Below are 24,857 nucleotides of genomic sequence, written 5' to 3'. Positions count from 1 at the left end.
TGACAGTTGCGGGACAGCGCCGGACTCACACCGGACTTCGCTGCGACACTGCGCGTCGGACAAACGCTATCAATTCTCCGAAGCTGGTCGGAGTCAAGGGGTGGTGACTTGATTCTCCGCCTCGGAGATGATGCGCTGCAGCCGCAGTCCGTGGGCGGCGTCCAGGGGGTGCCCGCCGCCCTGCCTCACGGTCCGGGCGAACTCGGCGGCCACGACGTCCAGGGGGTCGTCGTCGAAGTGCGGGAGCGTCACGTTGCCCTTGCGGCCGTAGACGGCGAACGTCGAGGGCGGCAGGTCGCCGGCGCCGGCCATGCACAGGGAGATCTCGCTCACGGCGCCGCCCTCGTGGTCGAGCAGCAGCCCGACCCAGCCGAGCGGGTTTCCGTGCGCGCGTACGCCGGTCACCCGGCCGAGCGCGGCGTCGAGCAGGTCGATGACGTGCGGGCCGACGTCGAGCAGCGCGCCGCGCTGAAGCCGCCACGGGGTGCCGAACGGGTGCTCGCCGTTCAGCACGTCGCTCACGTTGACGGCGTGCCCGCCGAAGGGCTCGATCTCGGCGCACCGGGCCAGGAACTCGCGGGCCTGCGGGGCGTACCGCAGCGTGAGCAGCATCTGCGAGGGCACGCCCGCCTCGGCGACCGCGTCGGCCAGGCGCTGGGCGCCGTCCAGGGAGTCGGCGAGCGGCTTCTCCAGCAGCAGCGCCTTGCCCGCCCGCGCCGCCTTCACCCCCAGCTCAGCCTGTACGGCCGGCGGCACGCAAAAGCACACCGCCTCACACGCGTCGAACAGGTCCTCGATCCGCTCGAACACCGGCGCCCCGAGCCGGGCGGCGGCCTCCGGCCGGCGGGCCCAGACCCCGGCGAACTCGATCTCCGGGCTCTGGGCCAGCATCGGCGCGTGCGCCATCTCCGCCCACGGACCTGCCCCGACCAACCCGACCCTCACCGGTTCCATGTCACCATTTAACCGGCAATTCGGTCAGCCCTCGACCGACGATCGACCTGCGGTACACCACGGGCCCCGGAACCAGGCGCAGGCCGGGCAGCCGCCGTCCCAGCACCTCCAGCGCGGTACGCAGCTGCAGCCGCCCGAGCGCCGCCCCCACGCAGAAGTGGATGCCGTAGCCGAAGACCATGTGGGCGTCGGCGTTGGGCCGGTCGAGGTCGAAGGTGTCGGGATGGGCGAAGACGGCCTCGTCGTGGGCGGCCGAGTCGGTGGACAGCAGCACGAGCGACCCGGCCGGGATCGTCACCCCGTGCAGCGTGATGTCGGACGTGGCGTACCGGAAGGAACCCAGCGACGCCCCGTCGATGCGCATGCACTCCTCGACCGCGGCGGTCAGCTTCTCCGGCGGCACCGGCCAGATCCCCTCGCGCAGCAGCCGCAGCACGCTGTTGCCGAGCTGGTTGGGGACGGTGTCGTTGCCGCCGAGCAGGATCGTGGAGATCAGCTCGACGACCTCGCGATGCGACAGCTCCTTCCCGATCAGCCCGGTCATCAGGGAGGTGAAGTCGTCGCGCGGCTCGCGGGCGCGGGCGGCGACGAGGCGGTCCACGTAGTCCAGGTACTCCAGGAAGCTGTCGGCCAGCACGAGCTGCCGCTCCGGCGGCTGCGGCGACAGGAAGAGCTGGAACCAGTCCTTGACATGAGCCCGCACGAACGCCTCGTCCGCCTCCGGCACCCCGATGAAGCGGGCGGTCAGCTTGACCGACGGCTCGTGGCCGAGGTCGCGCACGAAGTCCGCCTCGCCCCTGGCCTCGATCCGGTCCAGCAGGTCCTCGTTGAGCCCGCGGAAGCGCTGCTCCAGCGCGGCGACCGCGCGCGGCGTGAACGCCCGCGAGACCGACCTGCGCAGCCGCGTGTGGTCCGGCGGGTCCACGTTCGCGACGAAGCTGGACAGGAACGAGCCGTGCTCCCCCAGCTTCTCGCGCGTCCGCCCGGTCAGGCTGCGCGAGATCGTCAGCGACCCCTCGGAGGAGAAGCGCCGGGGGTCGCCGTAGGCGGCGCGCACGTCGGCGTGCCTGGTCAGCACGTACGCGCCGAGGTGCTCGCTGCGGAAGACGGGGTGCTCGCGCCGCAGCCGCCTCAGGAAGCCGTAGGGGTCGGCGACGTGCCAGTCGGAGCTGACGTCGAAGTCCATCCAAAGATCCTTCGCGGGTTGTCGACCAGCATCTGGCGGATCTGGTCCTCGGTGACGCCGCGCTTGCGCAGCTCGGGCAGGACGTCGCGGGAGATGTGCAGAAGGTGGTAGTCGGGGTGGCGGCGCCGTACGACGTCGGCGTCGAAGCGGTCGTTGAAGCAGTAGGAGTCGTGCGACAGCACCATCCGCCCGGCGTGGCCCCGCTCGCAGAGCGCGGCCACGACCGCCACGCGGTCCTCGAACGTGCTGATGGTCGCGATGCCGAAGCGGTCCATGCCCAGGTAGGAGCCCGCGGCGAGGAGCTCTTCGAGGTAGCGCAGGTCGGTGGAGTCTCCCGCGTGCCCGATGACCACGCGCGTGAGGTCCACGCCGCAGGCGGCCAGCAGGCGCTGCTGGTCCAGGCCGCCCGGCTCGTGGCTGTGGGTGGTGATGGGCGCGCCGGTCTCCACGTGCGCCTCGGCGACCGCGCGGAAGACCCTCTCGCAGCCCGCGGTCATGCCGGGCCGGTCGGTGGCGCACTTGAGCATGGCGGCCTTCACGCCGGTACGCCCGATGCCCTCGGCGATGTCGCGCACGAAGAACTCCGCCAGCCGGTCGGGCCCGCCGAACAACGAGCCGGGGCCCCGGTTGCCGAAGTACGGCGGCAGCGCGTCATAGGTGTAGAGCCCGGTGGCGGCCACGATGTTGACCGAGGTCAGCTCGGCCACCCGCTGGACGGCCGGCACGTGGCGGCCCAGGCCGAGCACGGTCAGGTCGACGATCGAGTCGATGCCCTCGGCCTTCAGCGCGTCCAGCTTGGCCGCGGCCTCGCGGGCGCGGGCCTCCAGGTCCCAGCCTTCGGGGATGTCCGGCCAGTTCCAGAGGATCTCCGGGCTGAGACCGAAGACGTGCTCGTGCATCAGCGTCGCCCCGAGGTCGGCGACCGGCCCTCTCACGGTCTCGGGCACGACAACCTCACACGGGTCTCAGGCACGGGAACCTCTCACGGGTCTCAGGCACGGGAACCTCTTACGGCCTCAGGCACGGGAACCTCGGGTGGTCGAAGGGCTGGTTGACGGTCAGGCCGAGACCGTCGGTCTGCCCGTACGGCGCGCCGGTGTAGAGGGCGTCGGCGTCGAAGTAGGTGGCGGTGAACGACAGGCGGGCCGCCTCGCGCCGGTTGGCCGGTGCGCCGTGCACGGTCAGCGCGTGGTGCACGGTCGCGTCGCCGGCCTTGAGGTCGAGCGGCGGCGACAGCTCCAGCTCCTTCAGCCAGGGGTGCTGGCTGAGCTGGTCGTCGCCGGCGCCGACGAAGCTGCGGCCGAGCAGGCCGTGCCGGTGGGAGCCGGTGTAGAAGCGCAGCGCGCCCATGTCGGCGGGCACGTCCGCGAGCGCGAGCCAGACGGTGAGCATGGCGGAGCGGTCCATCGGCATCCACGGGAAGTCCTGGTGGAACACGGTGGAGCCGTGCTCGCCCGGCTCTTTGACCAGCAGGTTCGTGACCTGCACCCGCACGGCGGCGACGCCGTGGAGCATGGCGGCGGCACTGGCCGCGATGGCGGGGCTCCTGGCCAGCGCGCCGAAGGCGGCGTCGCGCTCGGCGATGTCGCGGGACTGGCCGAAGGCCTGGTCGACGGCGGTGGTTCCGGCCTTCGGGCGGGCGGCCAGGTGGGCTTGGGCGCGTTCGCGCAGCTCGGCCGCGCCGGCCGGGTCCACCAGGCGCGCCAGCCGTACCCACCCCTGGTCCTGGAAGGCGGTGATCTCGTCGGCGGTCGCCCGCCGTGCCTGGATGTCCATGTACCCGATATTGGTAGCAAGCGCTTGGTAAGTCTAGCCACTCTTGCTTCTCAGCCAAGCGCTTGTTTGGATTGCCGCATGCGTCCCTTCAGGTTCGGTGCGGTCGTACGGCACGCGGACTCGGCCAAGGCGTGGGCCGAGCAGGCCAGGAGGCTGGAGTCCTCGGGCTTCGACGTGATGCTCGTCCCGGACCACCTCGTCGGCGCGCGCTTCGCCCCGCTGCCCGCCCTCGCGGCGGCGGCCACGGCCACCACCCGGCTGCGGCTCGGCACGATGGTCCTGGCCAACGACTTCCGCCACCCGGCGGCGCTGGCCAAGGAACTGGCCACGCTCGACGTGCTCTCCGACGGCCGGGCGGAACCGGGCATCGGGACGGGCTGGCTGGCCGCCGACTACGCGGCGGCCGGGCGGGTCCTGGATCCGCCGGGTGTGCGGGTGGAGCGGCTGGCGGAGGCGCTGGCCGTACTGAAGGGACTGTGGAGCGAGGGGCCGTTCAGCCACGAGGGCGCCCACTACCGCGTGGACGCCCTCGATCTGCACCCGAAGCCGGTCCAGCGCCCGCACCCGCCGCTGCTGCTGGCCGGCGGCGGGCCGCGCCTGCTGCGCCTGGCCGGTCGCGAGGCCGGCTCGGTCAACCTGGCGACCCGCGTGCGCGCCGACGGCTCGGGACCCGACCCCGCCGACGGCGGCCTCGACGCCTTCCTGGCCAAGATCGCCATCGTCCGGCAGGCCGCCGCGTCGCGCCCGGTCGAGCTGGGCACGAGCATCCTGGAACTCGGCGAGGGCGGGCCGGAGGCGTGGAGTCACGCCGACACCTCGGCCATGGCCGAGACCCCGCAGGTGCTACGCGGGACCCGCCATGACATCCGCGACAAACTACGTCACTGGCGCGACGAGCACGGCCTCACCTACTTCGTCCTCCACCACGAGCGGGACCTCGACGCGTTCGCCCCCGTGGTGGAAGACCTGGCCTGACCTGGCGGGAAGTCAGCCGATGGCGTCCTGGTTTGATGGGTGCATGAGGGAACTACTGCTGCTCAGGCACGGCGAGACCGAGTGGAGCAAGAACGGCAGGCACACCGGCCGCACCGACCTTCCGCTGACCACGCACGGCGAGGGCCAGGCCGTGGCCCTGGCGCCGCTGGTGAAGGGCAACGGTTTCGACCTGGTGCTGGTGAGCCCGGCGCGACGGGCCAGACGTACGGCCGAGCTTGCCGGATTGACCGACTACGAGGTGGATCCGGATCTGTGGGAGTGGGACTACGGCGGCTACGAGGGCATCACCACGGCCACGATCCGCGAGACCCGGCCCGGCTGGTACCTGTGGCGTGACGGCGTGATCCCCGGCGACGCCGGGCATCCCGGCGAGAGCGCCGCCCAGGTGGGCGCCCGCGCCGACCGGGTGATCGCACGGGCCAGGGCGGCCGACGGCGAGGTGGCCCTGGTGGCGCACGGCCACTTCCTGCGCGTGCTGGCCGCGCGCTGGCTCGGGCTCCCGCCCGAGGACGGGCGCCTGTTCCGCCTGGACACAGGCACCTACTCCAAGCTCGGCTTCGAGCACGCCGAGCCGGTGGTCCTCAACTGGAACGCGCCGGTGCTCAACTGACCGTGCCGCCCAAGGCCGACGCGCCGGTGCTCAACTGACCGTGCTGCGCAGGGCCGACTCGTGCAGGCTCCTGGTGACCAGCCAGGCCCGCAGGGTGCCGTGGCGCGGGTCGTAGGAGCCCGGCCGCTCCCAGAGGGCGGCGAACACCTCTTCGGTGATCTCCTCCGCGGTCGCCGCGCTGCCGGTGACCCTGACGGCGACGCCGTACACGGAAGGGGCGTGCAGGTCGTAGGCGGCCTCCAGCGCGCGCAGGTCCCCGCACAGCAGCCGGGCGCGCAGATCCTCGTCCTCGGCCATCAGTCGCAGCCCAGCGTGGCCGCGGCGGCGACGAGGTCGCGGGCGAGGCCGGGGTCGCCCTCGGCGGCGTAGGGGAACTCGCGCGCCCGCCCCGCCAGCAGCGTGCAGAACCCGGCGGCCTCGGCCGACAGCAGGACCGCCACCCGCTCGGACGGCTCGGCCAGCGGCACCGTCCAGGTGCCGCCGCCGGGCCCGGTCAGCACGAACGTGGCCGAGACGTGCCGGCGCGGCCCCTTCAGCGCCCTCGGCAGCATGCCCAGCCCGAACTCCACGATCTGCCGCAGGTGCTCGCCGGCGGGCGGCGCGCCGCGGGGACGGCCGACGGCGGCCCTGATGTCCTCGGCGTGCGTCCAGGTCTCGAACGCCCGCTGCACCATCGCCTGGCGCAGCGACCCGCGCGAGGGACGCGTCCCGGCCAGCGCGACCTCGACGCCGAGCAGCGCGTGCGCGCCCCCGGCGACCCGTTCGAGCAGCGCGCCCGCCTGCTCGCGCCAGCGCCGGTGCACCGGCGCCTCCCGCGCCCGCACGCCCATGAACTGCGCCACCCGCGCGTCGTTGGCGGCCAGGTGCTCGACCATCGCGCGCACGGTGCCGTGCTTGAGCACCGGCGCGTCCCACTGGGGCACGCTCAGCTCGCCGAGCAGCTCGTCCATGAGCGCCACCTGCGTCGCATACGGTACGGCTACCGCCGCCACCTCCGCCGTCGCCGGCTGCCTGCGCCCCCGTGCCCTGGACAGCACGCGCTCGCGCAACCTGGCCGGCGGCGCCTGCGCGTGGCCGGGCCGCTCCACGAGCGCGATCGCCGCCGTGCACTCGGCGCACTCGGCCACGTGCTCGTCGGGACTGCGACCGTTGAAGAGGTACGGGTCCGTCATTGGCGACACCTCCGCAGCCCGACGCTACGTCCGCGCGCGCTCCGCGTCGAGTGCCAGCTTGCTACCGGGGAAGGGCGAGAGCACCGTCTCGCGCCAGGGCCCGTCCAGGAAGTCGCGGGCGCGCTTGCGCCAGCCGGGCAGCCGGTCGTCGGCCTCGGCCTCGTCGTCCAGGCCCAGCGCGGCGTCGTGGGCGCGCTGCGCGGCCAGGTGGGCGTCGAGCGACATGCCCCAGACGGTGACCGCCTCGGTGTCGCAGAACAGCACCTCGTAGAGCCCGACCAGGCGGTGGCCGTGGTCGGCGAGGATCGGGGCGCGCTCGGTGCGGACCGCCTCCAGGTAGTCGAGGGCGGCGCCGGGGCGTACGCGGGCGCTCTCGAACAGGTAGAACTCCGCCCCGTAGCCCTCCGTCACCAGGTCGGACAGGGCGGGCGAGCCGGGCGCGGCGCCGAGCGGGCGGGAGAAGGCGGAGAAGCGCAGGTCGTCGATGTCGGACAGGAAGAGCCGGTCGTCGACGCCCTGGTAGATCTCCATCATCTGCCGCCAGCCGCCGTCCCAGCCGCCGTGGCAGTCCCAGAGCGTGACGGCCTTGAACTGCGGGTGGCCGGTGATGCCGACCGCGTAGAACGCGCCGACCAGGTCGATCTCGCGTGACCTGATCGACATGCCCTCGGTCAGGGATGGCTCGCGCCTGCTCCGGTCCTCGCGCTTGTAGCGGGTCAGCCAGGTGAGGTACTCCATCGGCCTGCGGGAGTTCATGGGCCGGAAGTCGACCTCTTCGAGCAGGTAGATGTCACGCCGCACCACGCCACCTCGCCTCTGCCAAGCGTTTGCTTGGCAGACACGCTATCAGGCCGGGACCGGTTGCGGGCCGCGCCCGGTGAGCCATTCCAGGACACGCCGGTGACCCGAGGCCGCGTCCTCGAAGTGCCCCCAGTGCCAGTAGCGCGGCTGGTCGCGGATGCCGGTCACCCACGTGCGATAGGAGACGGAACCGTGGGCCGGGGCCACGCCGTACGTGCGGACGACGACCTTGCCGCCGGGCGCGAAGAGCACGTCGTCGGCGATCGGGTAAAGGGTCAGCTGGTCGAGCATGGAGCGATCCTCACAGCGCGCGAGGTCCGGACCATTACACCCCCGGCGCGCCGCCGTTACGCGGCGGCGCCGGAGGTAAAAATGACGTTAAACCAGGAGGCCGTCGAACTCTCCGTCCTTCACCCCGAGCATGAGCGCCCGGATCTCATCGCGGGTGTAGATCAGGGCCGGCCCGTCGGGGAAACGCGAGTTGCGCATGGCGATACCCCCGTCGGGGAGCTCGGCGAGCTCCACGCAGTTGCCCTGCGAGTTGCTGTAGCGGCTCTTGCGCCAGGCCACCTGCTTGAGGTCGGCCGCGGGCATGCCGTTATACGTGTGCTTCATCTAGATCTTTCTGAGAAGACCGCCGATGAGCTCCACGGTGCCCCCTGGCGTGGTGCTCTCCACGCACAACTGCTCCATAGCGGTGAGGTACGGGTCGACGTCCTCACGCTTGTCGAGGTACAGGGCACCCCAGAGCTGTTCGACGTATACGACGTCCGACAAATCGGACTCGGGAAACCGCAAGATGCTGAACGCGCCACCTTCAGCGGCGTGCATGCCGTACCTGAAGGGCATCACCTGAATGGTGATGTTGGGGAGGGCGGCGACCTCCAGCAGGTGCTGGAGCTGCTCGGCCATGATGTCTCTCCCGCCGATGGTCCTCATGAGCGTCGCTTCGTCGATGACCGCCCACAGACGCGGGCCGTCCTTCTGGGTGAAGCGCTCCTGCCGCTGTAAGCGCAGATGCACGCGGCTTTCTATCTCTTCGGAGGTTGCATCGGGGTTGCCGAGCCGGTAGACGGACCGCGCGTAGTTGGCCGTCTGCAGCAGACCGGGCACGTGCTGCACCTCGTAGGTGCGGATCACGCTCGCGGCCTCCTCCAGCCCCACATATGTGGTGAACCAACCGGGCAGGACGGAGGAGTACTTGTGCCACCATCCCGGGGTGTTGGCCTCGCGGACCATCTCCAGCAGCGCTCGCCGCTCGGCGTCGTCGCTGACGCCGTACAGCGTGAGCAGGTCTTCAACGTCACGTGTCTTGAACCCGACGCGGCCGAGCTCCATCCGGCTGATCTTGGACTCGGACGCCCGGATGTGGAAGCCGGCCTGGCCGCGGTCAAGTCCGCAATCCTCGCGCAGGCGCCTCAGGCTCGCCCCGAGCATGATGCGCCGAACTGTCGAAGCTGAACCCGGCGGATCGATGGACACGTGCTGCTCCTTGGTCGATTCCTTGTCACACAGTCTGTCACTTCACGGCCGAAAGATCATGGGCCGCGGACAAGATCCCCTTTCCCGCCGATTGACCATTTGATGGCCAACCGTAGCGCGCAGCGCGTGCTTCTGCACGTGCATTCGCTCTTGCACCTGCACGATAGTTTGCCCCAGAATGATCAACGTGCAATCCACCTTGGCGCACGGCCAATGGACCACGTTCGACTGGTGGCCCCCGGTCGGCTGGTGGCCGGAGGCGGCGCGTGATCTGCTGGTGTCCGGTCCCCACGCGAGCGCCACCTTCGTACTCCCGCCCGCCGCACCCTCCGTGCACTCCGCCCGCGTCTTCACCTCCGGCACGCTGAGCGGCTGGAGCCTGCCGGAACTGGCCGAGAACATGGAGCTGGTCGTCTCCGAGCTGGCGACCAACGCCCTGCGCCACGGCCTGCGGCTCAACGAGCCCCACCACAGGCGCCCCGTCCACATGTCCCTGGTACGGCGCGGCCCCCTGGTCACCTGCGCGTTCACCGACCCGGGCTCGTCGGTCCCGGTCCTGCGCTACCCGGGTCCCCTCGACGCCGGCGGCCTGGGCCTGCACATCGTCGACTCGCTCAGCATGCGCTGGGGATGGTCCGCCCTGGCCCCGCACGGGAAGATCGTCTGGGCAGTCCTGTCCTGACAGCCCCATCCCGGCGGGTCATCTGCACTACCGTGGTTGGTCATGGCTCACGGTGAGTCCCGCGCGACCCCCATGAGAGTGCTGACAGATGGATGATCACCTGCTCGGCTGGCTGCGAACACTCGACGAAGACAGGCTCGGCCGCGTCCTGGCCAACCGGCCCGACGCCATCGCTCCCCCATGGCCGCGCCGCCTCGACCTGCTGGCGCAGCGACTCGGCAACGGCTTCGCCGTCATGGAGTCGATGCGCGGCCTGCCCCTGCCCTGCCTCGAACTCGCCCAGGCCTGCCTGGTGGTCCACGCGCCCACGCCCAGCACCGTCTCCGCGCTGCTCGGCGCCCCCGTCGAGGAGACCACCCCCTGGCTCGACTGCCTCTACGACCACGCGCTGGCCTGGCCCGACGGCGAGGGCGTCATCCACCTGTCGGAGGCGGTCTCGCGCTGGTGGGCCGCCCCGCTCGGCCTGGGCGAGCCGCTCGACCACTACCTCAACTCCTGGACGATCAGCAACGACGCGCTGCGCGCCATGGCCCGCAGCCTGGGCGTGCCGCCCCACGGCAACAAGCGCCGCACGATCGTGCGGGCCACCGAGGTCCTGGCCGACCCGGCCCGCATGGAGGCCATGCTGGCCAACGCCCCCGAGGGCACCAGGCAGCTGCTGGAGTCCTTCGCCTGGGACGGCCCCGTCCGCGGCGTCGAGGGCGGCCGCTTCGTGCTGCCCGGCACCCCGGAGAAGTGGGCCGCCGACCACGGCCTGCTCTACCGCCCCCGCTGGGACCTGGCCGAGATGCCCCGCGAGGTGGCCCTGTGCCTGCGCGGCCCCGACTACCACCCGCCCTTCACCCCGCACCCGCCGGAAGTTGCCACCATCCCGATCGACCCCGCCGAGGTCGACCACCTGATGACGCTGGCCGCCCCCCACGTGGTCGAGCGCTGCGCCGCCATCCTCGACAACACCTCCAAGACGCCGCTGCCGCTGCTGAAGACCGGCGGCGTCGGCGTACGCGAGGTGCGCAGGGTGGCCAAGGAGACCGGCTGCGACGAGGACGAGACCCGGCTGCTGCTGGAGGTCTGCGCGGTCTCCAGGCTGCTGGCCTGGGACGAGCAGCTGGGCGGCATGGTCCCCACCGACCGCTTCGACCGCTGGCGCCTCGACGAGGGCTCGGCCCGGCTGCGGGTGCTGCTGTCGGCCTGGTGGCGGATGGAACGCTCGTCGCTGCGCAAGATCGACGGCAAGTACGGCACGGTGCTCGGCGACGACCAGTCCGGCTCCTCCGTGGCGAGGGTACGCAGGGCCGTGCTGACCGGCCTGGCCCACCTGCCCTCCGGCACCGCGTTCGCCGACCGGGGCAGCCTGGTGCGCAACGTGCACTGGCACGCGCCCCTGCTCGACCAGGCGCTGCTGGCCGAGTGCGCGGCCGGGGTGATCGACGAGGCGCGGCTGCTCGGCCTGCTGGCCAACGACGGCCTGACCGACCTCGGCCGGGCCCTGGCCGGCCTGGCCGCCCAGGCCGGGGACGAGAACGACGACTCCGTCCCGCTGGTGGAGCACGATCCGGTGCTGGTCGGCGCGTCCACGCGGGCCCTGGCCAGCGTGCGCAGGAGCGCGCTGTTCGGCCCCGACCTCACCGCGGTGGTGACCGGCCCGCCCTCCTCGGAGCTGGCCGCGCTGCTCGACAGGGTCGCCGAACGGGAGTCCAGGGGCGCCGCCTCGGTGTGGCGCTTCACCACCGAGAGCGTGCGCCGCGCGCTCGACGACGGCTACGAGGCCGACGAACTGCTGGAGGAGCTGAGCGGCGTGGGCTCCATCCCGCAGCCGCTGGAGTACATGGTCCGCGACGTGGCCAGACGCCACGGCGAGGTGACGGTGACCTCGGTCGGCTGCATCGTGCAGGCCGGCGACCCGGCGCTGCTGGCCGAGATCGCCGGCCACCGCCGCCTGGCCAGGCTGGGGCTGCGGCTGCTCGCGCCCACCGTGCTGGTCAGCTCGGAGCCGGCCGAGCGCACCCTGGCCGTGCTGCGCGAGCACGGCTACTCCCCCGTGCCGGTGGCCGACACCGGCGAGATCGCCATCCGGCGCACCCGCGTCGAGGAGCGCCAGGGCGGCAAGCTCATCCTGCTGCCCGGCGGCCAGGTCGCCGAGCTGTCGGAGATGGACGACCCGGCCCACCTCATCCCCGAGCCGGGGCCCGACCCCCACGAGCACGCCAGGCGGCTGGTCGCCTCCTCCTCGCAGACCGGCCAGGCCGGGCGGACGTGGGCGGTCATCGGCCGGATGGCCTCGCGGCTGCCCACCGCGCAGCAGTCGCTGCTCGGCTTCGTGGTCGACCGCGGGGTGCGGGCCGGGATCACGCTCACCGACGGGCTGACCGCCACGATCAGCCACGGAGAACTGCGCGGCAGCGCGCTCGACGCGTGGTGCGAGGAGGCCGGCGACTACCTGGAGTTCCCGCTGGCCGAGATCGTCGAGGTCAGGGCGACGTACTAGCCAGGGATCCGGCCAGTTCCAGGGCCGCCTGGCGGGCGCGGGCCTCGCCGTACTCCTGCTTGAGCACGTGGGCCAGTTCGCCGCCGACGGCGGCGAGCATGAGGTGGGATAGGGCCTCGGCGTCGGCGCCGGGTCGGGCCTCGGCCAGCAGGATGACGACGTGGCGGTGCCAGAAGCGGTAGGCGCCGATGCGGTAGCGGGCGCCGGGGCTGGCGGTCTCCGACATGCGCACCAGGTCGAGGTGGGCGAACAGGTAGTCCAGGTAGGCGGCGGTGAAGGCGGCCAGGCGCTCGGCGGCGGGCGCGCCGGGACCCAGGGGCGGCGGGCCCGACAGGATGCGCTCCTGCAACTCCTGCTCCCGCCGGTCGAGCAGCGCCACGGCCAGGCCGGACTTGTCGCCGAACCGGCGGAACAACGTGCCCTTTCCCACGCCCGCCTCCGCGGCGATCGTGTCCATGGAGACCGCCTCGACGCCCTTCTCCGCGAACAGGCGGGCCGCGGCCTTGAGGACCTTCTCCCTGTTCCTGGCCGCGTCGGCGCGTTCCGCGACCGGGCGCGTACGCAGGATCTCCAGCGTCTCACTTGACGAAGCGGACTGCGGTCCGCTAGTTTTCGAGCCATCCACAAAACGGACTGTAGTCCATTTACTCTGGAGGTCGCAATGACCGCGCTCATTTCCCGCGAGGAGCTCAAGACCGCGATCGAGGACGGCACCGTGACCGTGCTCGACGCGCTGGGCGGGCAGTACTACGAGCAGCAGCACCTGCCCGGCGCGATCGCGCTGGTCGAGGCCGAGGTGAACGAGCGCGCGGCCGGGCTGCTGCCCGACCGCGACGCCGCGATCGTCACCTACTGCTCCAACCCGGCCTGCCCCAACAGCCAGGCCGTCGCCAACCGGCTGGAAGCGCTCGGCTACACCAACGTCCGCAAGTACCGCGAGGGCATCCAGGACTGGGTCGAGGCCGGGCTCCCGGTCGAGTCCGGGGTGCTCGCCTGACGCGAAGGCACGCCTGATTCAGAGCGCGCCGCAGCGGCGCAGGGTGAGCAGGGCCAGGGCGCGCGTCACCTCGCGCACCTCGGCCAGCTCGACCTGCTCCCTCGGCGCGTGCGCGAAGGCCACGTCGCCCGGCCCGTAGTGGAGCGAGGGGATCCCGCCGCCGTTGTACAGGCGCAGATCGCTCCCGTACGGCGCCGCCGTCTCCGCGGGCCCGGCCCCGCGCACGGCGGCCACGGCGGAGGAGACCTCGGCCGTCAGCGGGTGGCCCGCCGGCAGCCGCCCGCTGGCGAACTGCCCGCCGGGCCAGGTGACGACGGGCGGGTTGGCCCGCAGCCACGGGTCGGCCGCGCCCAGCACCGCCTCCTCGAACGCCTCGCGCGCCTCGGCCGGATCCTCGTCCAGCCGCACGCCCATCCGTCCCTCGGCCACCAGCAGGTCCGGCACGCTGCTGGCCCAGTCGCCGGCCCGCACCGTCCCGACCTCGATCGGGTACGGCATGCGGTTGCCGTCGAAGATGACCGGCAGGTTCCGGTTCCGCTCGGCCTCCAGGCGCCGGATCGCCTGGAACACCGGCCAGAACACCTCGATCGCGCTGACCCCCTCGTACCGGGTGGCCCCGTGGGCGGCGCGACCGGCGAGTTCCAGCCGGAAGGTGAGCGCGCCGGCGTTGGCCGTGATCACCGCGCCGCTGGTCGGCTCGGTGATCACCGCGGCCTCGCCGGTGTGGCCCCTGGCCAGGGTGGCGAAGGCGCCCAGGCCGCCGTCCTCCTCGCTGACCACGCAGTGGACGGCCAGCGGCCTGGCCAGCCGTACCCCCGAGCGGTGGAGCGCGCGGACCACGGCCAGGTTGACGGCCACGCCCGCCTTCATGTCGCAGGCGCCGCGGCCGTGCAGGGTGTCGCCGGTGATGCGGGCGGCGAAGGGGTCGCTGCCCGCCCACTTGGCCAGGTCGCCCGTGGGGACGACGTCCGCGTGACCCTGCAGGATCAGCGCGGGCGGGCCCTCGCCCGAGGTGGTGCCCACGACGCCGTAGCCCTCGGCGCGCGGTGCCTCGGTGCCGGGGAAGCCGTCGCGAGCGCGCAGGTCGTCCAGATCGAGCTTCCAGACGTCGACGTCCATGTCCGCTTCGGTGAGCAGGCGGGCGAAGCGGTGCTGCAGGTCGGACTCGGCGTCGGTGCCGGTGACGCTCGGGATCCTGACCGCCTCGGCCAGCAGGTTCACGGTGTCCGCGTCGTCGATGGCGTCCAGGACGCGGGCTTCCACATCACGCATACGGTGAACCGTATCCGGCTTGTCCGGCAATAAAGCCATGTGATGTGGATTCTGGTGATTCCCTTCGCGGGGTGGGCGGTGTTGCGAGTGGCCGGAGTGGTACCCGCCTGGCCGTGGGTGCCGCTGGTGGCGTTCACCCCGTACGTGGCGATCGCGTCGGTCGTGCCGCTGGCGCTGGCCGCCGCGCGACGACGGTGGGCGGCGGCCGGAGTGGCCGCGGTGACCTGCCTGGCCCTCGCCGGGAGCGTGCTGCCCCGTCAGCTGCCCGAGGCCAACCCGCCCGCCGCGGGCGCGCGGTTGCGGGTGCTGTCGGTCAACCTCCGCGTCGGCCAGGCCGAGCCCGAGGCCCTCGTCGCGCTGGTACGGCGGCTGCGTCCCGACGTGCTGACGCTGCAGGAGTTCACGGCACGCTCCCGCGAGCGGATCGAAGCGCTGGGGCTGAGCCGGCTGCTGCCGTACCGGGTGGACCGCTCCGCGCCGGGGGCGAGCGGGTCGGCCGTGTACGCCCGGTATCCGGTGACCGAGCTGCCGATGATCGCGCACGGGAACTTCCGGCAGACCCGGGCGGCGCTGACCGTGTCGGGCGTTCCGGTCGAGGTGGTGTCGGTGCATCCGTGCGCGCCCCGGTACGACGGCCGGGTCACCTGCTGGCGCCAGGGCCTCGACGCGCTGCCGCGGGCCGGAGGCGGGCTGCGGGTGCTGGCCGGCGACTTCAACGCCACCCTCGACCATCCGCCCATGCGCGCCCTGCTCACCTCCGGCTACCGCGACGCGGCCGACGTGACCGGGCAGGGGTTCACGCACACGTGGCCGGTGGTGGGGTGGACGTTCCTGCCGGGAGTGCAGATCGACCACATCCTGGCCTCGCGGGAGATCGCGGTGACGGAGTTCGGCATCCACGACCTGCCCGGCACCGACCACCGGCCCGTCTTCGCCGGCCTCAGGCTCCCGTGACCCGTGGCGACGCGCAGCCGGTCAGGCCGCGGCGACGCGGACGTCGGTGAAGCGGAGCGGGAAGCCCTTGCCCACCGGGGCGGCGGCCATCGCGCCGGCCAGGACCGGGGCCTCGGGCGGGAAGTAGGCCACGCGTAACAGGTGCTCGGGAGGTTCGCCGGCCAGGCCGTACCGGATGCTGACCGCGTCGCCCACCCGGTCCAGCTCGAAGGTGACCCCGTCCGGGCTCTCGTGCAACGGGAGCATCGAGGCGTCGGAGTAGTCGCGGGTCACCACCGTGGCCAGGCAGAACGCGCCGTCGGTGAACTCCACCCCCGCCTTGATCCAGGTCGTCTCGTCGATCCGCAGGACGGCGCCGGCCTGGTCGTGCTGCTCGGCGTACTCGCCGGTGAACGTCACCGACAGCCGCAGGTCGCCGCTCTGGGTGCGGCCGAACACATGGGCGTTGTCGAAGGTGTAGCCGTAGCGGGTGCGCCGCCACAGATCCGTGCCGCCGTCGCAGAACAGGGTCAGGCCGTCGTCGGCGGTCCACTCCCGGGGAGGGTTCAGCCACTGCCAGCCCGTGGCGCCGAAGGCCATGATCATGGATTTATCCTGCCACGATCCTCCGACCGTAGTAAGCGGGCAGGTCTGTCCAACCGGGGCCGTCGCTGAGGTGGACCGTTCCCGCCAGCCTGGCCGCCTTCCGCAACGTCGCCACGCGGACGCGTTCGCCCACCCCGTGGATCAGGTGACAGAAGCGGCCCCGCGCCAGCGCCCTCGCCCAGGCGGGCTCCCTGATCGCGCGGTAGGCGGCCAGCGGGCCCTCGAACGTCACCAGGACGTCCGCCAGCGCCGCGTAGCCGGGGTCGGGGTAGACGCCCGGGTTGAGGACGATCGTGCCGCGGACGCCGTCGACGATCTCGCGGTAGTGCTCCAGGCGGTCGGCGTCGGCGGCGACCTGGTCGAGGAAGACGCCGCGCAGGCCGTACCAGGACCTGATTCTGCGCAGGTCGGCGCGGACGTCGGCGGCGGCGCGCAGCCCGAAGTCGGTGTCCACCCGCGCCAGCACCTCGCTGCCCGCCGCGACGAGCCTGGCCACGATCGGCGCGTAGGCGGCCTCGCGCTCCTCACCGAGGTCGAGCACCACCAGCCTCGGCGGTACGGCCAGCAGCCGCCGCCACGTGTCCGCCGCCTCCCCAGGGTTGAAGTAGGCCGGCACACAGGCCCCGACCAGTGCCTCCCCGACCTCCAGCAAGCGCACCTCCTCCTGCTCGCGCACCCGTCCGCCACCTCTCCCCAGAACCGGCGTGCTTCTCCTCACGCCGGACCCGGCCTGAGGCTCCGGCCGGATCTCGACCGGCCCGCGCGCGTGAGACCACGGCGTCGCGTGCACACCCGGTGTCGGGTGCACGCCCGGCTTCACGTGCACGCCGGGCTTCACATGCGCGTCCGGCAGCACGTGCGCGTCCGGGCCGCCGGGGGTCATCGGTGTCGCGGGCCTCTGGTGGCCGTGTGCCGGGTCGCCCGGTGTCCAGTCCCGTGCCGCGTTCCCGCTCATGGTGTCGTGCCACTCTCCACCGGCCGGGCCGGCGCGTTCAGGGCCGACCACAGGGCCTGGAGCGAGTCGCGCAGCGTCGTGCGCGGCCGCCAGCCCAGGGAGTCGGCCGCGCGGGTGATGTCGGCGCACTGCCACGGAACGGCGGGCGATCCCTGCCCGCCGGACAGCACGCGCGCGCCGGGCCTGGCGACCTCCACGAGGGTGGAGACCAGGTCGTGCACCGGGGTGGCGCGCCCGCTGCCGATGTTGAGCACCGGGGGCAGCGGCCCGTCGGCCCTGGCGGCCATCGCCACCGCCTCGGCGACGTCGCGTACGTCCACGAAGTCGCGGTAGACGTCCTGCCCGCCGGCGACCAGGTCGCCGCCGCCGCGCAGGGCGAGGGCGAGCCGGGTGGGCAGCGAGCCGGGCGGCGCGCCCGGTCCGATGACGTTGAAGACGCGCAGGACCGAGGCGTCGAGGCCGTCGGCGGCCGCCGCGCGGACGAGTTCGGTCCCGGCCAGCTTGGCCAGGCCGTAGGCGCCGAGGGGGTCGCAGGCGTCGTCCTCGGAGATGGGCGGGCCCATGGGCACCCGGCCGTACTCGGCACCGCTGCCCACCTGAACGTACTTGGCCCGCGGGGCGGCGACGGCGAGCGTGGCCAGCAGGCGGGCGACGGCGACGACGTTGTCCTTGGCCAGGGTGGCGGGGTCGCCGCCGGTGGCCCCGGCGCAGTTGATCACGACGTCGGGGGCGATCTCGTACATGAGCCCCGTGAGCTCGGCGTGCCCGGAGGCTGCCAGATCGATGCGGCCGCGCGGGACGGCGACGACGTTCCGCTCCCCCAGCGCGGCCCGTACGTGCCGGCCGATGAAGCCGGCGGCGCCGAACATACAGCCACGTGCCCCCCTTGACACCGCGGCTGAGCAAGTTATAGCCGAGCCCCGAGAAGGCCCGCCGGATGTTCCCGCAAACAACGCTCTGACCTGCGCTAACACCATCAACCGACATTTCCGCAAATTTCGCGCGAAAGGCCTGACGCGTCGAACGTCCCCCGGCCGGAGCGCCCGGCCATCCGGGGCATGCGGGCGGGCCGAGGTTCCCGATGGACGTAAACTGCGCATGTGGCAGAACCGAAGTTCGAGATCCAGATGCTCCACGACCGGGTGCTGATCCGGCTGGAGCGCGAGGCCGAAGAGCGGCGCAGCGGAGCGGGGATCGTCATCCCGGCGACGGTCAAGCTCGCCAACCGGCTGTCCTGGGGCCAGGTCTGCGGCGTGGGCGCGAGCGCGCGCACGGTCAAGGTCGGCGACAAGGTCCTGCTCAACCCGGAGGAGCAGTTCGAGGTCGAACTGCACGCCCAGACCTACCTGGTCATGCGCGAGCGCGACCTGCACGCCGTGGCCACCACCGAGACCGACCACGGCACCGGCCTCTACCTGTAGGCACGCCTCACTGATCGCGTACGAAGTGCAGCCAGAGTCCCCCGCGCCACGTCTTGGCCGGGACCCCGGCGAGCACGCGCTTGGTCTTGCCCGTCAGATCCAGGACCACCAGCCGGTACGCGCCCTGCCACGCCGTGACCGCGATCACGTGGCCCTCGTCCCACCACCCGAACAGCGCCTCGGGCTCGGCCCGCACCCGCCGGACGATCTTCCCGCTGGCGGGGTCGACGACGCACAGCTGCTCGGTGAACGACGACGGGCACCACATGGCCAGCTGCCTGCCCGACGGTGAGAAGGCGTCCTCGGGGCCGGTCGGCAGCCCGATCGAGGGGAACGTCCGCACCACCTTGCCGTCGGCCGGGTTGTAGACGCGCAGGCCCTTGCCGTACTCGGCGATGAGGTTGCCGTCGGGCGTCCACCAGAAGCCCGCGCGGGCCGCGGTGCCGGTCACCGTGACCGTGCGGGCGGTGGAGGCGAGCGCGTCGACGACGGTGAACCCGGTCGTGCGCCACTTGCCGCCCACCTTCTTCTCCACGGTCAGCACGACCTTGGTGCCGTCGCGCGACCACGAGGCGTAGGAGGCGGTGAGCGGCTTCCTGACCGTGCGGACGCGGGCGGGCTTGCCGGCGACCCGGTCGGTGACGACCACCGAGTCCCAGCCGGAGCGGTAGGCGTCGGGCACCGCGGCGACTCGGCGGCCGTCGGGTGAGAGCGCGGCCTCGGAGAAGCCCTTCTGCCGGACGAAGGTGTCGCCGGTCAGCGCCCTCAGGTAGGTGCGCTTGGTGCCGAACCCGTAGGAGCTGAGGCGTACCGGATCGCTGGCCTGCTCCTGGACGGTCACGCCCGTGCCGGGCAGGGGCACGTTGGCGGCCACGCCCGCAGGGGCGAGCAGCGCGATCACCGCGAGGACGCTTTTGACGAGCACGCCCGCAGATTAGACACTCCTGGGGACGAAGTCCCGCGTGATGCCGAACGGGTCTAGAGGTAGTCCTTGGCCATCTGCAGGAGGTCGACGCCGAGGGTCCTGAGGCCGAAGTAGACGATCACGCCGGCGGCGGCGACGGTCACGACGGCGACCACGATGCGGACCGTCCAGCCCTGGCGCTTGTACCACTGGGTCCAGGCGTGCAGCGTGCGCTTGCCGAACTCCAGCACCTTGTGCGCCCAGTGGAACTCGGTGGCCAGCACCGCGAGGCCGGCGAAGACGACCAGCCAGCCCGGCCCGGGGAAGGGCACCATGATGAGGCCGCCGATGACCATGACGGATCCGATGACCCCGATGACGATCTTCAGCGTGAGCGCGCCGGAGCGGGTCGACCTGACTCCGTCCAGCCACCCGTGTATGCCGGACCTGCGCGCCGCCTCGTCCTTGAGCTTGTCGGCGTCGCCGGTCTCGGAGTTCTGGATAGGCACGATCCCCCCGCGACTGTTCGGTGTGCGAACCACGATACCGGTGCCGCTTTCATTTTCCTTGCAGGTAGATCTTCGCCCCAAAACAGGCATTGAGCGGCAAATATCGGTTAATGTCTGGCATGCCCGAGGTCATGCTTCGCACCGTCACCGGCCCCATACGCGCGGCCGCGATCACCGGTGCCGTTCTCCCCCATGAGCACCTGCGCAACGACATGCGCTGGGCGGTCGGCGTCGACTCCGACCCGCACCGCTGGCTCGACGAGGAGCGTCCCGTCACCGAGGAACTGCGCTCGCTGCGCCAGCAGGACGGGCTCGGCCTCGTGGTCGAGCTCACCTGCATGGGCATGGGCCGCGACGCCGCCTCCCTGGCCAGGATCGCCGCCGGCAGCCGGGTCCCGGTCGTCGCCGCCACCGGCCTGTACGCCGAGCCGTTCGCCGACGCCCGCGACGCGAGCGTCGAGGAGCTGACCGGCCGGCTGATGAGCGAGATCACCTCCGGTCTCGACGGCACCGGCGTCTTCCCCGGCGTCATCGGCGCCGTCGGCTGCTGGGGCGAGGAGCCGACCGCGGTCGAGGAGCGCTGCCTGGTCGCCGCCGCCCGCGCCTCGCAGTCCTCGCGCCTGCCGGTCGCCACCCACGGCCAGGACCCCACCGGCGTCCTGGAGATCATGCTCGGCCAGGGCCTGCCCGCGCAGCGTGTCAGCGTCGGCTACACCGGCACCGACCTGGGCGCCGCCCGCAAGATCGCCGAGGCGGGCGCGTACGTCGGCCTGTCCTCCCTCGCCCAGGGCCCCGAGCAGGCCGCGCGCCTCGTGCTCGGCCTCATCGAGGACGGCCACGCCGAGCGGATCCTGCTCGGCTCCGGCATGAGCCGCGTGGCCCAGCTCCAGCGCTACGAGGGTCCCGGCTACGCGCACCTGTTCCACGCGCTGCTGCCCCGGCTGTGCGAGGCGGGCGTGCCCGACGAGACGCGCCGCCTCCTCACGCACACCAACCCGCTGCGCTGGCTCACCGGGACCGGCTGAGGACTGGTTAGGATCGTGGGGTGAGCAAGCTCCCCCGCCTGTCCAAGCTGAGCGACCTGCCCGCGGTCGTCGTGCTGGCGTGGGCGGGCTGGCTGGCCGTCCCCTGGTCCTTCAGCGGCCTCGCACAGGCGCAGGCCGCCGCCGCGGAGGCCGCCGCCCAGACCGTCCCCCACGATCCCGCCCGTGTCGCCGCCGAGATCCGCACTCCGCCCGAGGTGCGTGCTCCGGGCGTGGAGGGGCACGAGGCCGCTCCTGCCGACGATCCGGTACGGCCGGCCGAAACGGTCCGCCAGGCAGGGCCGTACAAGACGTGGGGCATGGCGGCGCGGCGCGACGCGGTTGCGATGGAGCGGGCCAGGATCGCCGGAGAGGTGCACGACGCGGCGGGCCACGGCCTCGCGGCGATCGCCATGCAGGCGGGGCTGGCCCTGGTCACCCTCGACGAGAACCCCGAGCAGGCACGCGCCTCGCTGCTGGCCATCAAGGAGACCAGCACCCAGGCGCTGGCCCACCTGCGCGCCGCGCTGGACGGCATCGAGGCCGAGGGCGACCTGCCGGGGCTGATCGACGGCGTGCGGGCGGCCGGGCTGCCGGTGGACGTCGAGCCCGCCGAGCCGAAGGTGCCCGCCGACCTGAGCGGCGCCGTCTACAAGGTGGTGCGGGAGTCGCTGACGAACGTGCTGCGCCACGCGGGCCCGACCCGGGCGCTGGTGCGGCTGTCGGCGGACCCGGGGGTGTACGTGGTGGAGGTGGCCGACCGGGGCGCGGGCTGGTCGGGCGCGGCGGAGGGCCGCGGGCTGACCGGGATGCGCGCGCGGGTGCGGTCCGCGGGCGGGCAGTTCACCGCGGGTCCGCGTGAGGGCGGCGGCTTCCGGGTGATCGCCCGCTTCCCGCGCACCGGCGACACCGCGTGAACAGAGGCGGCGCGTGATCAGGGTCGCCGTGGCCGACGACCAGGCGGTCGTGCGGATGGGGCTGCGGGCGCTGATCGAGCGCGAGGGCGACCTGGAGTGCGTGGGCGAGGCCGCCGACGGCGCTCAGGCGCTCAGGCTGCTGCGCGACACCCGCCCCGACGTGCTGCTGCTGGACATCCGCATGCCCGGGATGGACGGCGTCGAGACGCTCAGGGCCATCGCCGCCGACCCGGGCCTGAGCGGCACGCGGATCGTGGTGGTGACCACGTTCGCGGTCGACGAGTACGTCTTCGCCGCCCTGCAGGCGGGCGCGAGCGGCTTCGTGCTGAAGGACAGCGCCCCCGACGAGCTGGTCGGCGCGATCCGGGTGGTGGCGGCGGGCGAGGCGCTGCTGTCGCCGTCCATCACGCGCAAGGTCATCGGCCTGTTCGGCCGCCACGCGGGCGCCGAGCCGGTCGCGGGCGTGGAGACGCTGACCCCGCGCGAGCGGGAGCTGGTGGCGTGGGTGGCGACCGGGCGCTCGAACGAGGAGATCGCCGGGGAGCTGGTGATCAGCCCGGACACGGTCCGCACCCACGTGAGCCGGGCGATGGTGAAGCTGCACGCCCGCGACCGCGCCCAGCTGGTGGTGTTCGCGATGCGGGCGGGCCTGGTCCTGCCTACCTGAGCAGCCCCTCGTAGGTGCGCTGCTGCAGCTGGGCCTCGATCTGCTTCACGGTGTCGAGGCCGACGCCGACCATGATGAGCACGCTGGCGCCGCCGAAGGGGAAGTTCTGCTGCGTGGACGGGTCGCGCAGCAGCGCGAAGGCGACCAGCGGCAGCAGGGCGAGCACGCCGAGGTAGACGGCGCCGGGCGCGGTGAGCCGCGACAGCACGTACGACAGGTATCCGGCGGTCGGCTTGCCTGGGCGGATGCCGGGGACGAAGCCCCCGAAGCGCCGCATGTTGTCGGCCACCTCGACGGCGTTGAAGGTGATCGACACGTAGAAGTAGGCGAAGGCCACGATGAGCGCGAAGTATCCGGCCATGTAGAGCGGATGGTCGCCTTCGAGGTACGGCGCCAGCCACGGCACCTGGCCGGCGAAGAGCGTCGGGATGTAGAGCAGCGAGGAGGTGAAGATGACCGGCACGATGCCCGCCTGGTTGACCTTCAGCGGGATGTAGGTGCTGGTGCCGCCGTAGGTTCTGCGGCCGACCATGCGCTTGGCGTACTGCACGGGGACGCGCCGCTGCGCCTGCTCCATGAAGACGACCGCCGCCACCAGGAAGACGCCGGAGACGAGGATGACGACGGCGGCGAAGCCGTTCATCGTGAAGATCGTCGACATGTAGGACGGGAAGACCGCGACGACCTGCGTGAACATCAGGATCGACATGCCGTTGCCGATCCCCCGGTCGGTGATCAGCTCGCCCAGCCACATGACCGCGCAGGTGCCCGCGACCATGACGCTGACCAGCACGGCGATGCTGAGCAGGCCGTCGTCGCGCAGCACCGGCTCCTGGCAGCCGGGGAACAGCTGCCCGCTCCTGGCCAGCGCCACCACGGTGGTGGCGTTGAGCACGGCCAGCGCGACCGTGAGGTAGCGGGTGTACTGGGTGATCTTCTGCTGTTTGCCCTCCTTGCGCAGCGCGTCCAGCCGCGGGATGAGCACCGCCATGAGCTGCATGATGATGCTGGCCGTGATGTACGGCATGACACCGAGCGCGAACACCGACAGCTTCAGCATCGCCCCGCCGCTGAACAGCTGCACCATCTCGGCCAGCCCGCCTTTGACGCTGCCGAGGCACCGCTGCACGGCGACCACGTCCACGCCCGGCGAGGGCAGGATCTGGCCCAGCCGGAACAGGACGATGAGGCCGAGCGTGAACAGCAGCTTCCGGCGCAGATCCGCGATGCGGAACGCGCGCACGAACAGGGTGAGCATGCGCCGAGTCTGGCCACGCGCCGCGCGAAGGGCGTCCGACGGCAGGAGGCTGTCGGGTACGCAAATCCGCGTAGGCTCTGACCTCGTGGTTCCTGTCTGGGTGATCAGCGGTCCGCCGGGCGCGGGCAAGTCCACCGTCGCCGCCGCGCTGCTTGCCCGACTGACGCCGGTCCCGGCGCTGCTGGACAAGGACACCGTCTACGGCGGCTTCGTCACCGAGACCCTCCGGGCGTACGGCCGGCCGCCCGGCGAGCGCGAAGGCCCCTGGTACGACGAGCACGTCAAGCGGCACGAGTACGGCGGCCTGACCGGGCTGGCCCGCACGATCAGGAGCCACGGCTGCCCGGTGATGCTGGACGGCCCGTTCACCTCGCAGGTGCACTCGGCCGAGCTGTGGGCGCGCTGGGTGGAGGAGCTCGGCGGCGGCCCGGCGCGGCTGGTGTGGGTGCGCTCCGACGGGCCGACGCTGCGCGAGCGGCTGGTGGCGCGGGGGCTTGAGCGGGACGCGGGCAAGCTGGGCGCGTTCGAGGACTACCTGGCGGCGATCAGGGTGGACGAGCCGCCGGCCGTAGCGCACCTGGAGATCGACAACCGGCGGGGCGCGCGCGGCGTCGGCGACCAGCTCACCGCGGCGGGTATGCCCCCGCGAACACCTGGGGCAGGCGCGGGACCAGGCGCATGAAGACGCCGTCGTCGTAGGAGGCTCCGGGCTGGTTGGCGAGCTGCTGGGAGACGACTCCGGCGATCAGGCTCGCGGCCAGGGCGAGGCCCTCCTCCTCCGCGGCCTCCGGGGCGACCTCGCCGCGGGCGACCGCGCCCTCGATCAGGGTGGCGAAGTGCCCGCGGATGGCGAGGGCCGGGGCGTAGGCCTGCTCCGAAGGGGTGAACCCGGGCACCGGGCGCCAGAACAGGAGCTGGGCGAGGATCTGGTTGGCCATGATCCAGCGGGCTCCGGCCTCCAGGGAGGCGCCCATGGCGGCCAGGCCCGGTTCCAGGCCTTCGGCGGCCTGCCGTACGGCGTCGAGGTAGCCCTTCTGGCCGCGCTCGAAGAGCGCGTCGTAGACCGCGGCCCGCGACGGGAAGTACTTGTACAGCGAGGGCGGCTGGATGCCGAGCCGCCGGGCGACGGTGGTCATGCTCAGCGCGGCCACGCCGTCGGCGGCCATCACCTCCAGGGAGATCCGCAGGATCTCCTCCTGGGTCTCCGTCCGGCGGCGGGCTCGGCGATCTGTCACAGCCATAGCATAAG

General features: G+C 72.5%; 30 protein-coding genes. 11 read left to right on the top strand and 19 right to left on the bottom strand.

The window, feature by feature from the left end; genetic code table 11:
* Positions 1-93: 93 nt before the first annotated feature.
* From ACIBI5_RS10640 to ACIBI5_RS10625, 4 genes are all read right to left on the bottom strand, one after another.
* Positions 94-954, bottom strand: a complete 861-nt coding sequence (locus tag ACIBI5_RS10640) for a Gfo/Idh/MocA family protein (RefSeq protein ID WP_397245401.1) — start codon at positions 952-954, stop codon at positions 94-96.
* A gap of 1 nt (position 955) precedes the next feature.
* Positions 956-2,140, bottom strand: a complete 1,185-nt coding sequence (locus tag ACIBI5_RS10635; protein ID WP_397245399.1) for a cytochrome P450 — start codon at positions 2,138-2,140, stop codon at positions 956-958.
* Positions 2,086-3,087, bottom strand: coding sequence for a phosphotriesterase (locus tag ACIBI5_RS10630; RefSeq protein ID WP_397245397.1), 1,002 nt, complete (start codon positions 3,085-3,087; stop codon positions 2,086-2,088). Before ACIBI5_RS10630 ends, ACIBI5_RS10635 begins: the two co-directional genes overlap by 55 nt.
* A 61-nt stretch (positions 3,088-3,148) precedes the next feature.
* Complete coding sequence (locus ACIBI5_RS10625) at positions 3,149-3,916, bottom strand: phytanoyl-CoA dioxygenase family protein (RefSeq protein ID WP_397245395.1); 768 nt, start codon at positions 3,914-3,916, stop codon at positions 3,149-3,151.
* A gap of 78 nt (positions 3,917-3,994) precedes the next feature.
* Here ACIBI5_RS10625 and ACIBI5_RS10620 point away from each other — a divergent pair, with 78 nt between their 5' ends.
* The gene (locus ACIBI5_RS10620) at positions 3,995-4,891 is read left to right on the top strand and encodes a TIGR03621 family F420-dependent LLM class oxidoreductase (protein WP_397245393.1); all 897 of its coding nucleotides are present in this window, start codon (positions 3,995-3,997) and stop codon (positions 4,889-4,891) included.
* Positions 4,892-4,934: 43 nt separating this feature from the next.
* Positions 4,935-5,522 (top strand): histidine phosphatase family protein, encoded by a 588-nt coding sequence (locus tag ACIBI5_RS10615; RefSeq protein ID WP_397245391.1) that lies wholly within the window; start codon positions 4,935-4,937, stop codon positions 5,520-5,522.
* A 30-nt stretch (positions 5,523-5,552) separates the two neighbouring features.
* Here the strand turns inward: ACIBI5_RS10615 and ACIBI5_RS10610 are convergent, their stop codons facing one another.
* The 6 genes from ACIBI5_RS10610 to ACIBI5_RS10585 all read right to left on the bottom strand — a co-directional run bounded on the left by ACIBI5_RS10610 (position 5,553) and on the right by ACIBI5_RS10585 (position 8,932).
* Positions 5,553-5,819 carry a sigma factor gene (locus ACIBI5_RS10610; protein WP_379626756.1) on the bottom strand — a complete coding sequence of 89 codons (267 nt, stop codon included), beginning with the start codon at positions 5,817-5,819 and terminating at the stop codon, positions 5,553-5,555.
* Complete coding sequence (locus ACIBI5_RS10605) at positions 5,819-6,694, bottom strand: maleylpyruvate isomerase family mycothiol-dependent enzyme (RefSeq protein WP_397245389.1); 876 nt, start codon at positions 6,692-6,694, stop codon at positions 5,819-5,821. Before ACIBI5_RS10605 ends, ACIBI5_RS10610 begins: the two co-directional genes overlap by 1 nt.
* 24 nt (positions 6,695-6,718) lie before the next feature.
* Complete coding sequence (locus ACIBI5_RS10600) at positions 6,719-7,495, bottom strand: hypothetical protein (protein ID WP_397245387.1); 777 nt, start codon at positions 7,493-7,495, stop codon at positions 6,719-6,721.
* A gap of 45 nt (positions 7,496-7,540) precedes the next feature.
* Entirely contained in the window at positions 7,541-7,786 is a 246-nt protein-coding gene (locus ACIBI5_RS10595) for a hypothetical protein (protein WP_379626762.1), read from the bottom strand.
* 87 nt (positions 7,787-7,873) lie between these two features.
* Positions 7,874-8,110, bottom strand: coding sequence for a DUF397 domain-containing protein (locus tag ACIBI5_RS10590; RefSeq protein ID WP_184970552.1), 237 nt, complete (start codon positions 8,108-8,110; stop codon positions 7,874-7,876).
* Positions 8,111-8,932, bottom strand: a complete 822-nt coding sequence (locus ACIBI5_RS10585; protein WP_184970964.1) for a helix-turn-helix transcriptional regulator — start codon at positions 8,930-8,932, stop codon at positions 8,111-8,113.
* Between the two features lie 223 nt (positions 8,933-9,155).
* Here ACIBI5_RS10585 and ACIBI5_RS10580 point away from each other — a divergent pair, with 223 nt between their 5' ends.
* Positions 9,156-9,659: an ATP-binding protein gene (locus ACIBI5_RS10580; RefSeq protein WP_397245385.1), complete on the top strand. Its 504-nt coding sequence runs from the start codon at positions 9,156-9,158 to the stop codon at positions 9,657-9,659.
* Between the two features lie 88 nt (positions 9,660-9,747).
* Positions 9,748-12,147 (top strand): helicase-associated domain-containing protein, encoded by a 2,400-nt coding sequence (locus tag ACIBI5_RS10575; protein WP_397245383.1) that lies wholly within the window; start codon positions 9,748-9,750, stop codon positions 12,145-12,147.
* Here the strand turns inward: ACIBI5_RS10575 and ACIBI5_RS10570 are convergent.
* Positions 12,131-12,772 carry a TetR/AcrR family transcriptional regulator gene (locus ACIBI5_RS10570; RefSeq protein WP_397245382.1) on the bottom strand — a complete coding sequence of 214 codons (642 nt, stop codon included), beginning with the start codon at positions 12,770-12,772 and terminating at the stop codon, positions 12,131-12,133. The two genes, ACIBI5_RS10575 and ACIBI5_RS10570, sit on opposite strands and share 17 nt — an antisense overlap.
* Positions 12,773-12,808: 36 nt before the next feature.
* Between ACIBI5_RS10570 and ACIBI5_RS10565 the strand changes: the two genes are divergently transcribed.
* Positions 12,809-13,144: a rhodanese-like domain-containing protein gene (locus ACIBI5_RS10565; RefSeq protein WP_397245380.1), complete on the top strand. Its 336-nt coding sequence runs from the start codon at positions 12,809-12,811 to the stop codon at positions 13,142-13,144.
* 18 nt (positions 13,145-13,162) lie between these two features.
* Here the strand turns inward: ACIBI5_RS10565 and ACIBI5_RS10560 are convergent, their stop codons facing one another.
* Positions 13,163-14,416 (bottom strand): ArgE/DapE family deacylase, encoded by a 1,254-nt coding sequence (locus ACIBI5_RS10560; RefSeq protein WP_397245378.1) that lies wholly within the window; start codon positions 14,414-14,416, stop codon positions 13,163-13,165.
* An 87-nt stretch (positions 14,417-14,503) separates the two neighbouring features.
* Between ACIBI5_RS10560 and ACIBI5_RS10555 the strand changes: the two genes are divergently transcribed.
* Positions 14,504-15,370 (top strand): endonuclease/exonuclease/phosphatase family protein, encoded by an 867-nt coding sequence (locus ACIBI5_RS10555; protein ID WP_397245376.1) that lies wholly within the window; start codon positions 14,504-14,506, stop codon positions 15,368-15,370.
* 21 nt (positions 15,371-15,391) lie between these two features.
* Here the strand turns inward: ACIBI5_RS10555 and ACIBI5_RS10550 are convergent, their stop codons facing one another.
* Genes ACIBI5_RS10550 through ACIBI5_RS10540 form a run of 3 tightly spaced genes read right to left on the bottom strand, consistent with a single transcriptional unit; the run spans position 15,392 to position 17,779 of the window.
* On the bottom strand, positions 15,392-15,955 hold the full coding sequence (locus ACIBI5_RS10550; protein ID WP_397245374.1) for a DUF1349 domain-containing protein: 564 nt from the start codon (positions 15,953-15,955) through the stop codon (positions 15,392-15,394).
* 4 nt (positions 15,956-15,959) lie between these two features.
* The gene (locus ACIBI5_RS10545; protein WP_397245372.1) at positions 15,960-16,910 is read right to left on the bottom strand and encodes a spherulation-specific family 4 protein; all 951 of its coding nucleotides are present in this window, start codon (positions 16,908-16,910) and stop codon (positions 15,960-15,962) included.
* Positions 16,907-17,779, bottom strand: a complete 873-nt coding sequence (locus ACIBI5_RS10540; protein WP_397245370.1) for an NAD-dependent epimerase/dehydratase family protein — start codon at positions 17,777-17,779, stop codon at positions 16,907-16,909. The genes ACIBI5_RS10545 and ACIBI5_RS10540 overlap by 4 nt, the downstream gene beginning before the upstream one ends.
* 231 nt (positions 17,780-18,010) lie before the next feature.
* Between ACIBI5_RS10540 and ACIBI5_RS10535 the strand changes: the two genes are divergently transcribed.
* The gene (locus ACIBI5_RS10535) at positions 18,011-18,331 is read left to right on the top strand and encodes a GroES family chaperonin (protein ID WP_379625626.1); all 321 of its coding nucleotides are present in this window, start codon (positions 18,011-18,013) and stop codon (positions 18,329-18,331) included.
* Between the two features lie 7 nt (positions 18,332-18,338).
* On the opposite strand, the gene ACIBI5_RS10530 is transcribed toward ACIBI5_RS10535, so the two are convergent.
* On the bottom strand, positions 18,339-19,256 hold the full coding sequence (locus ACIBI5_RS10530) for a hypothetical protein (RefSeq protein WP_397245368.1): 918 nt from the start codon (positions 19,254-19,256) through the stop codon (positions 18,339-18,341).
* 53 nt (positions 19,257-19,309) lie between these two features.
* Complete coding sequence (locus tag ACIBI5_RS10525; RefSeq protein ID WP_397245366.1) at positions 19,310-19,744, bottom strand: TIGR02611 family protein; 435 nt, start codon at positions 19,742-19,744, stop codon at positions 19,310-19,312.
* A 119-nt stretch (positions 19,745-19,863) separates the two neighbouring features.
* Between ACIBI5_RS10525 and ACIBI5_RS10520 the strand changes: the two genes are divergently transcribed.
* The 3 genes from ACIBI5_RS10520 to ACIBI5_RS10510 are packed head-to-tail and all read left to right on the top strand — an operon-like array spanning position 19,864 to position 22,350.
* The gene (locus tag ACIBI5_RS10520) at positions 19,864-20,769 is read left to right on the top strand and encodes a phosphotriesterase (RefSeq protein ID WP_397245363.1); all 906 of its coding nucleotides are present in this window, start codon (positions 19,864-19,866) and stop codon (positions 20,767-20,769) included.
* A gap of 20 nt (positions 20,770-20,789) precedes the next feature.
* Positions 20,790-21,683, top strand: a complete 894-nt coding sequence (locus ACIBI5_RS10515) for a sensor histidine kinase (protein WP_397245361.1) — start codon at positions 20,790-20,792, stop codon at positions 21,681-21,683.
* A 13-nt stretch (positions 21,684-21,696) separates the two neighbouring features.
* On the top strand, positions 21,697-22,350 hold the full coding sequence (locus tag ACIBI5_RS10510) for a response regulator (RefSeq protein WP_397245359.1): 654 nt from the start codon (positions 21,697-21,699) through the stop codon (positions 22,348-22,350).
* Here the strand turns inward: ACIBI5_RS10510 and secY are convergent.
* Complete coding sequence (secY, locus tag ACIBI5_RS10505) at positions 22,343-23,608, bottom strand: preprotein translocase subunit SecY (protein ID WP_397245357.1); 1,266 nt, start codon at positions 23,606-23,608, stop codon at positions 22,343-22,345. The genes ACIBI5_RS10510 and secY overlap by 8 nt on opposite strands.
* A gap of 85 nt (positions 23,609-23,693) precedes the next feature.
* Between secY and ACIBI5_RS10500 the strand changes: the two genes are divergently transcribed.
* A complete protein-coding gene (locus ACIBI5_RS10500; protein ID WP_397245355.1) occupies positions 23,694-24,290 on the top strand; it encodes an AAA family ATPase in 597 nt (198 codons plus the stop codon).
* On the opposite strand, the gene ACIBI5_RS10495 is transcribed toward ACIBI5_RS10500, so the two are convergent.
* Positions 24,232-24,843 carry a TetR/AcrR family transcriptional regulator gene (locus ACIBI5_RS10495; protein WP_397245353.1) on the bottom strand — a complete coding sequence of 204 codons (612 nt, stop codon included), beginning with the start codon at positions 24,841-24,843 and terminating at the stop codon, positions 24,232-24,234. The two genes, ACIBI5_RS10500 and ACIBI5_RS10495, sit on opposite strands and share 59 nt — an antisense overlap.
* Positions 24,844-24,857 lie beyond the last annotated feature (14 nt).

The sequence above is a fragment of the Nonomuraea sp. NPDC050540 genome, assembly GCF_044457485.1.
Lineage (GTDB): Bacteria > Actinomycetota > Actinomycetes > Streptosporangiales > Streptosporangiaceae > Nonomuraea.
The sequence above is the reverse complement of the archived record's forward strand: the minus strand, read 5'-3'. Positions and strand labels throughout refer to the sequence as shown.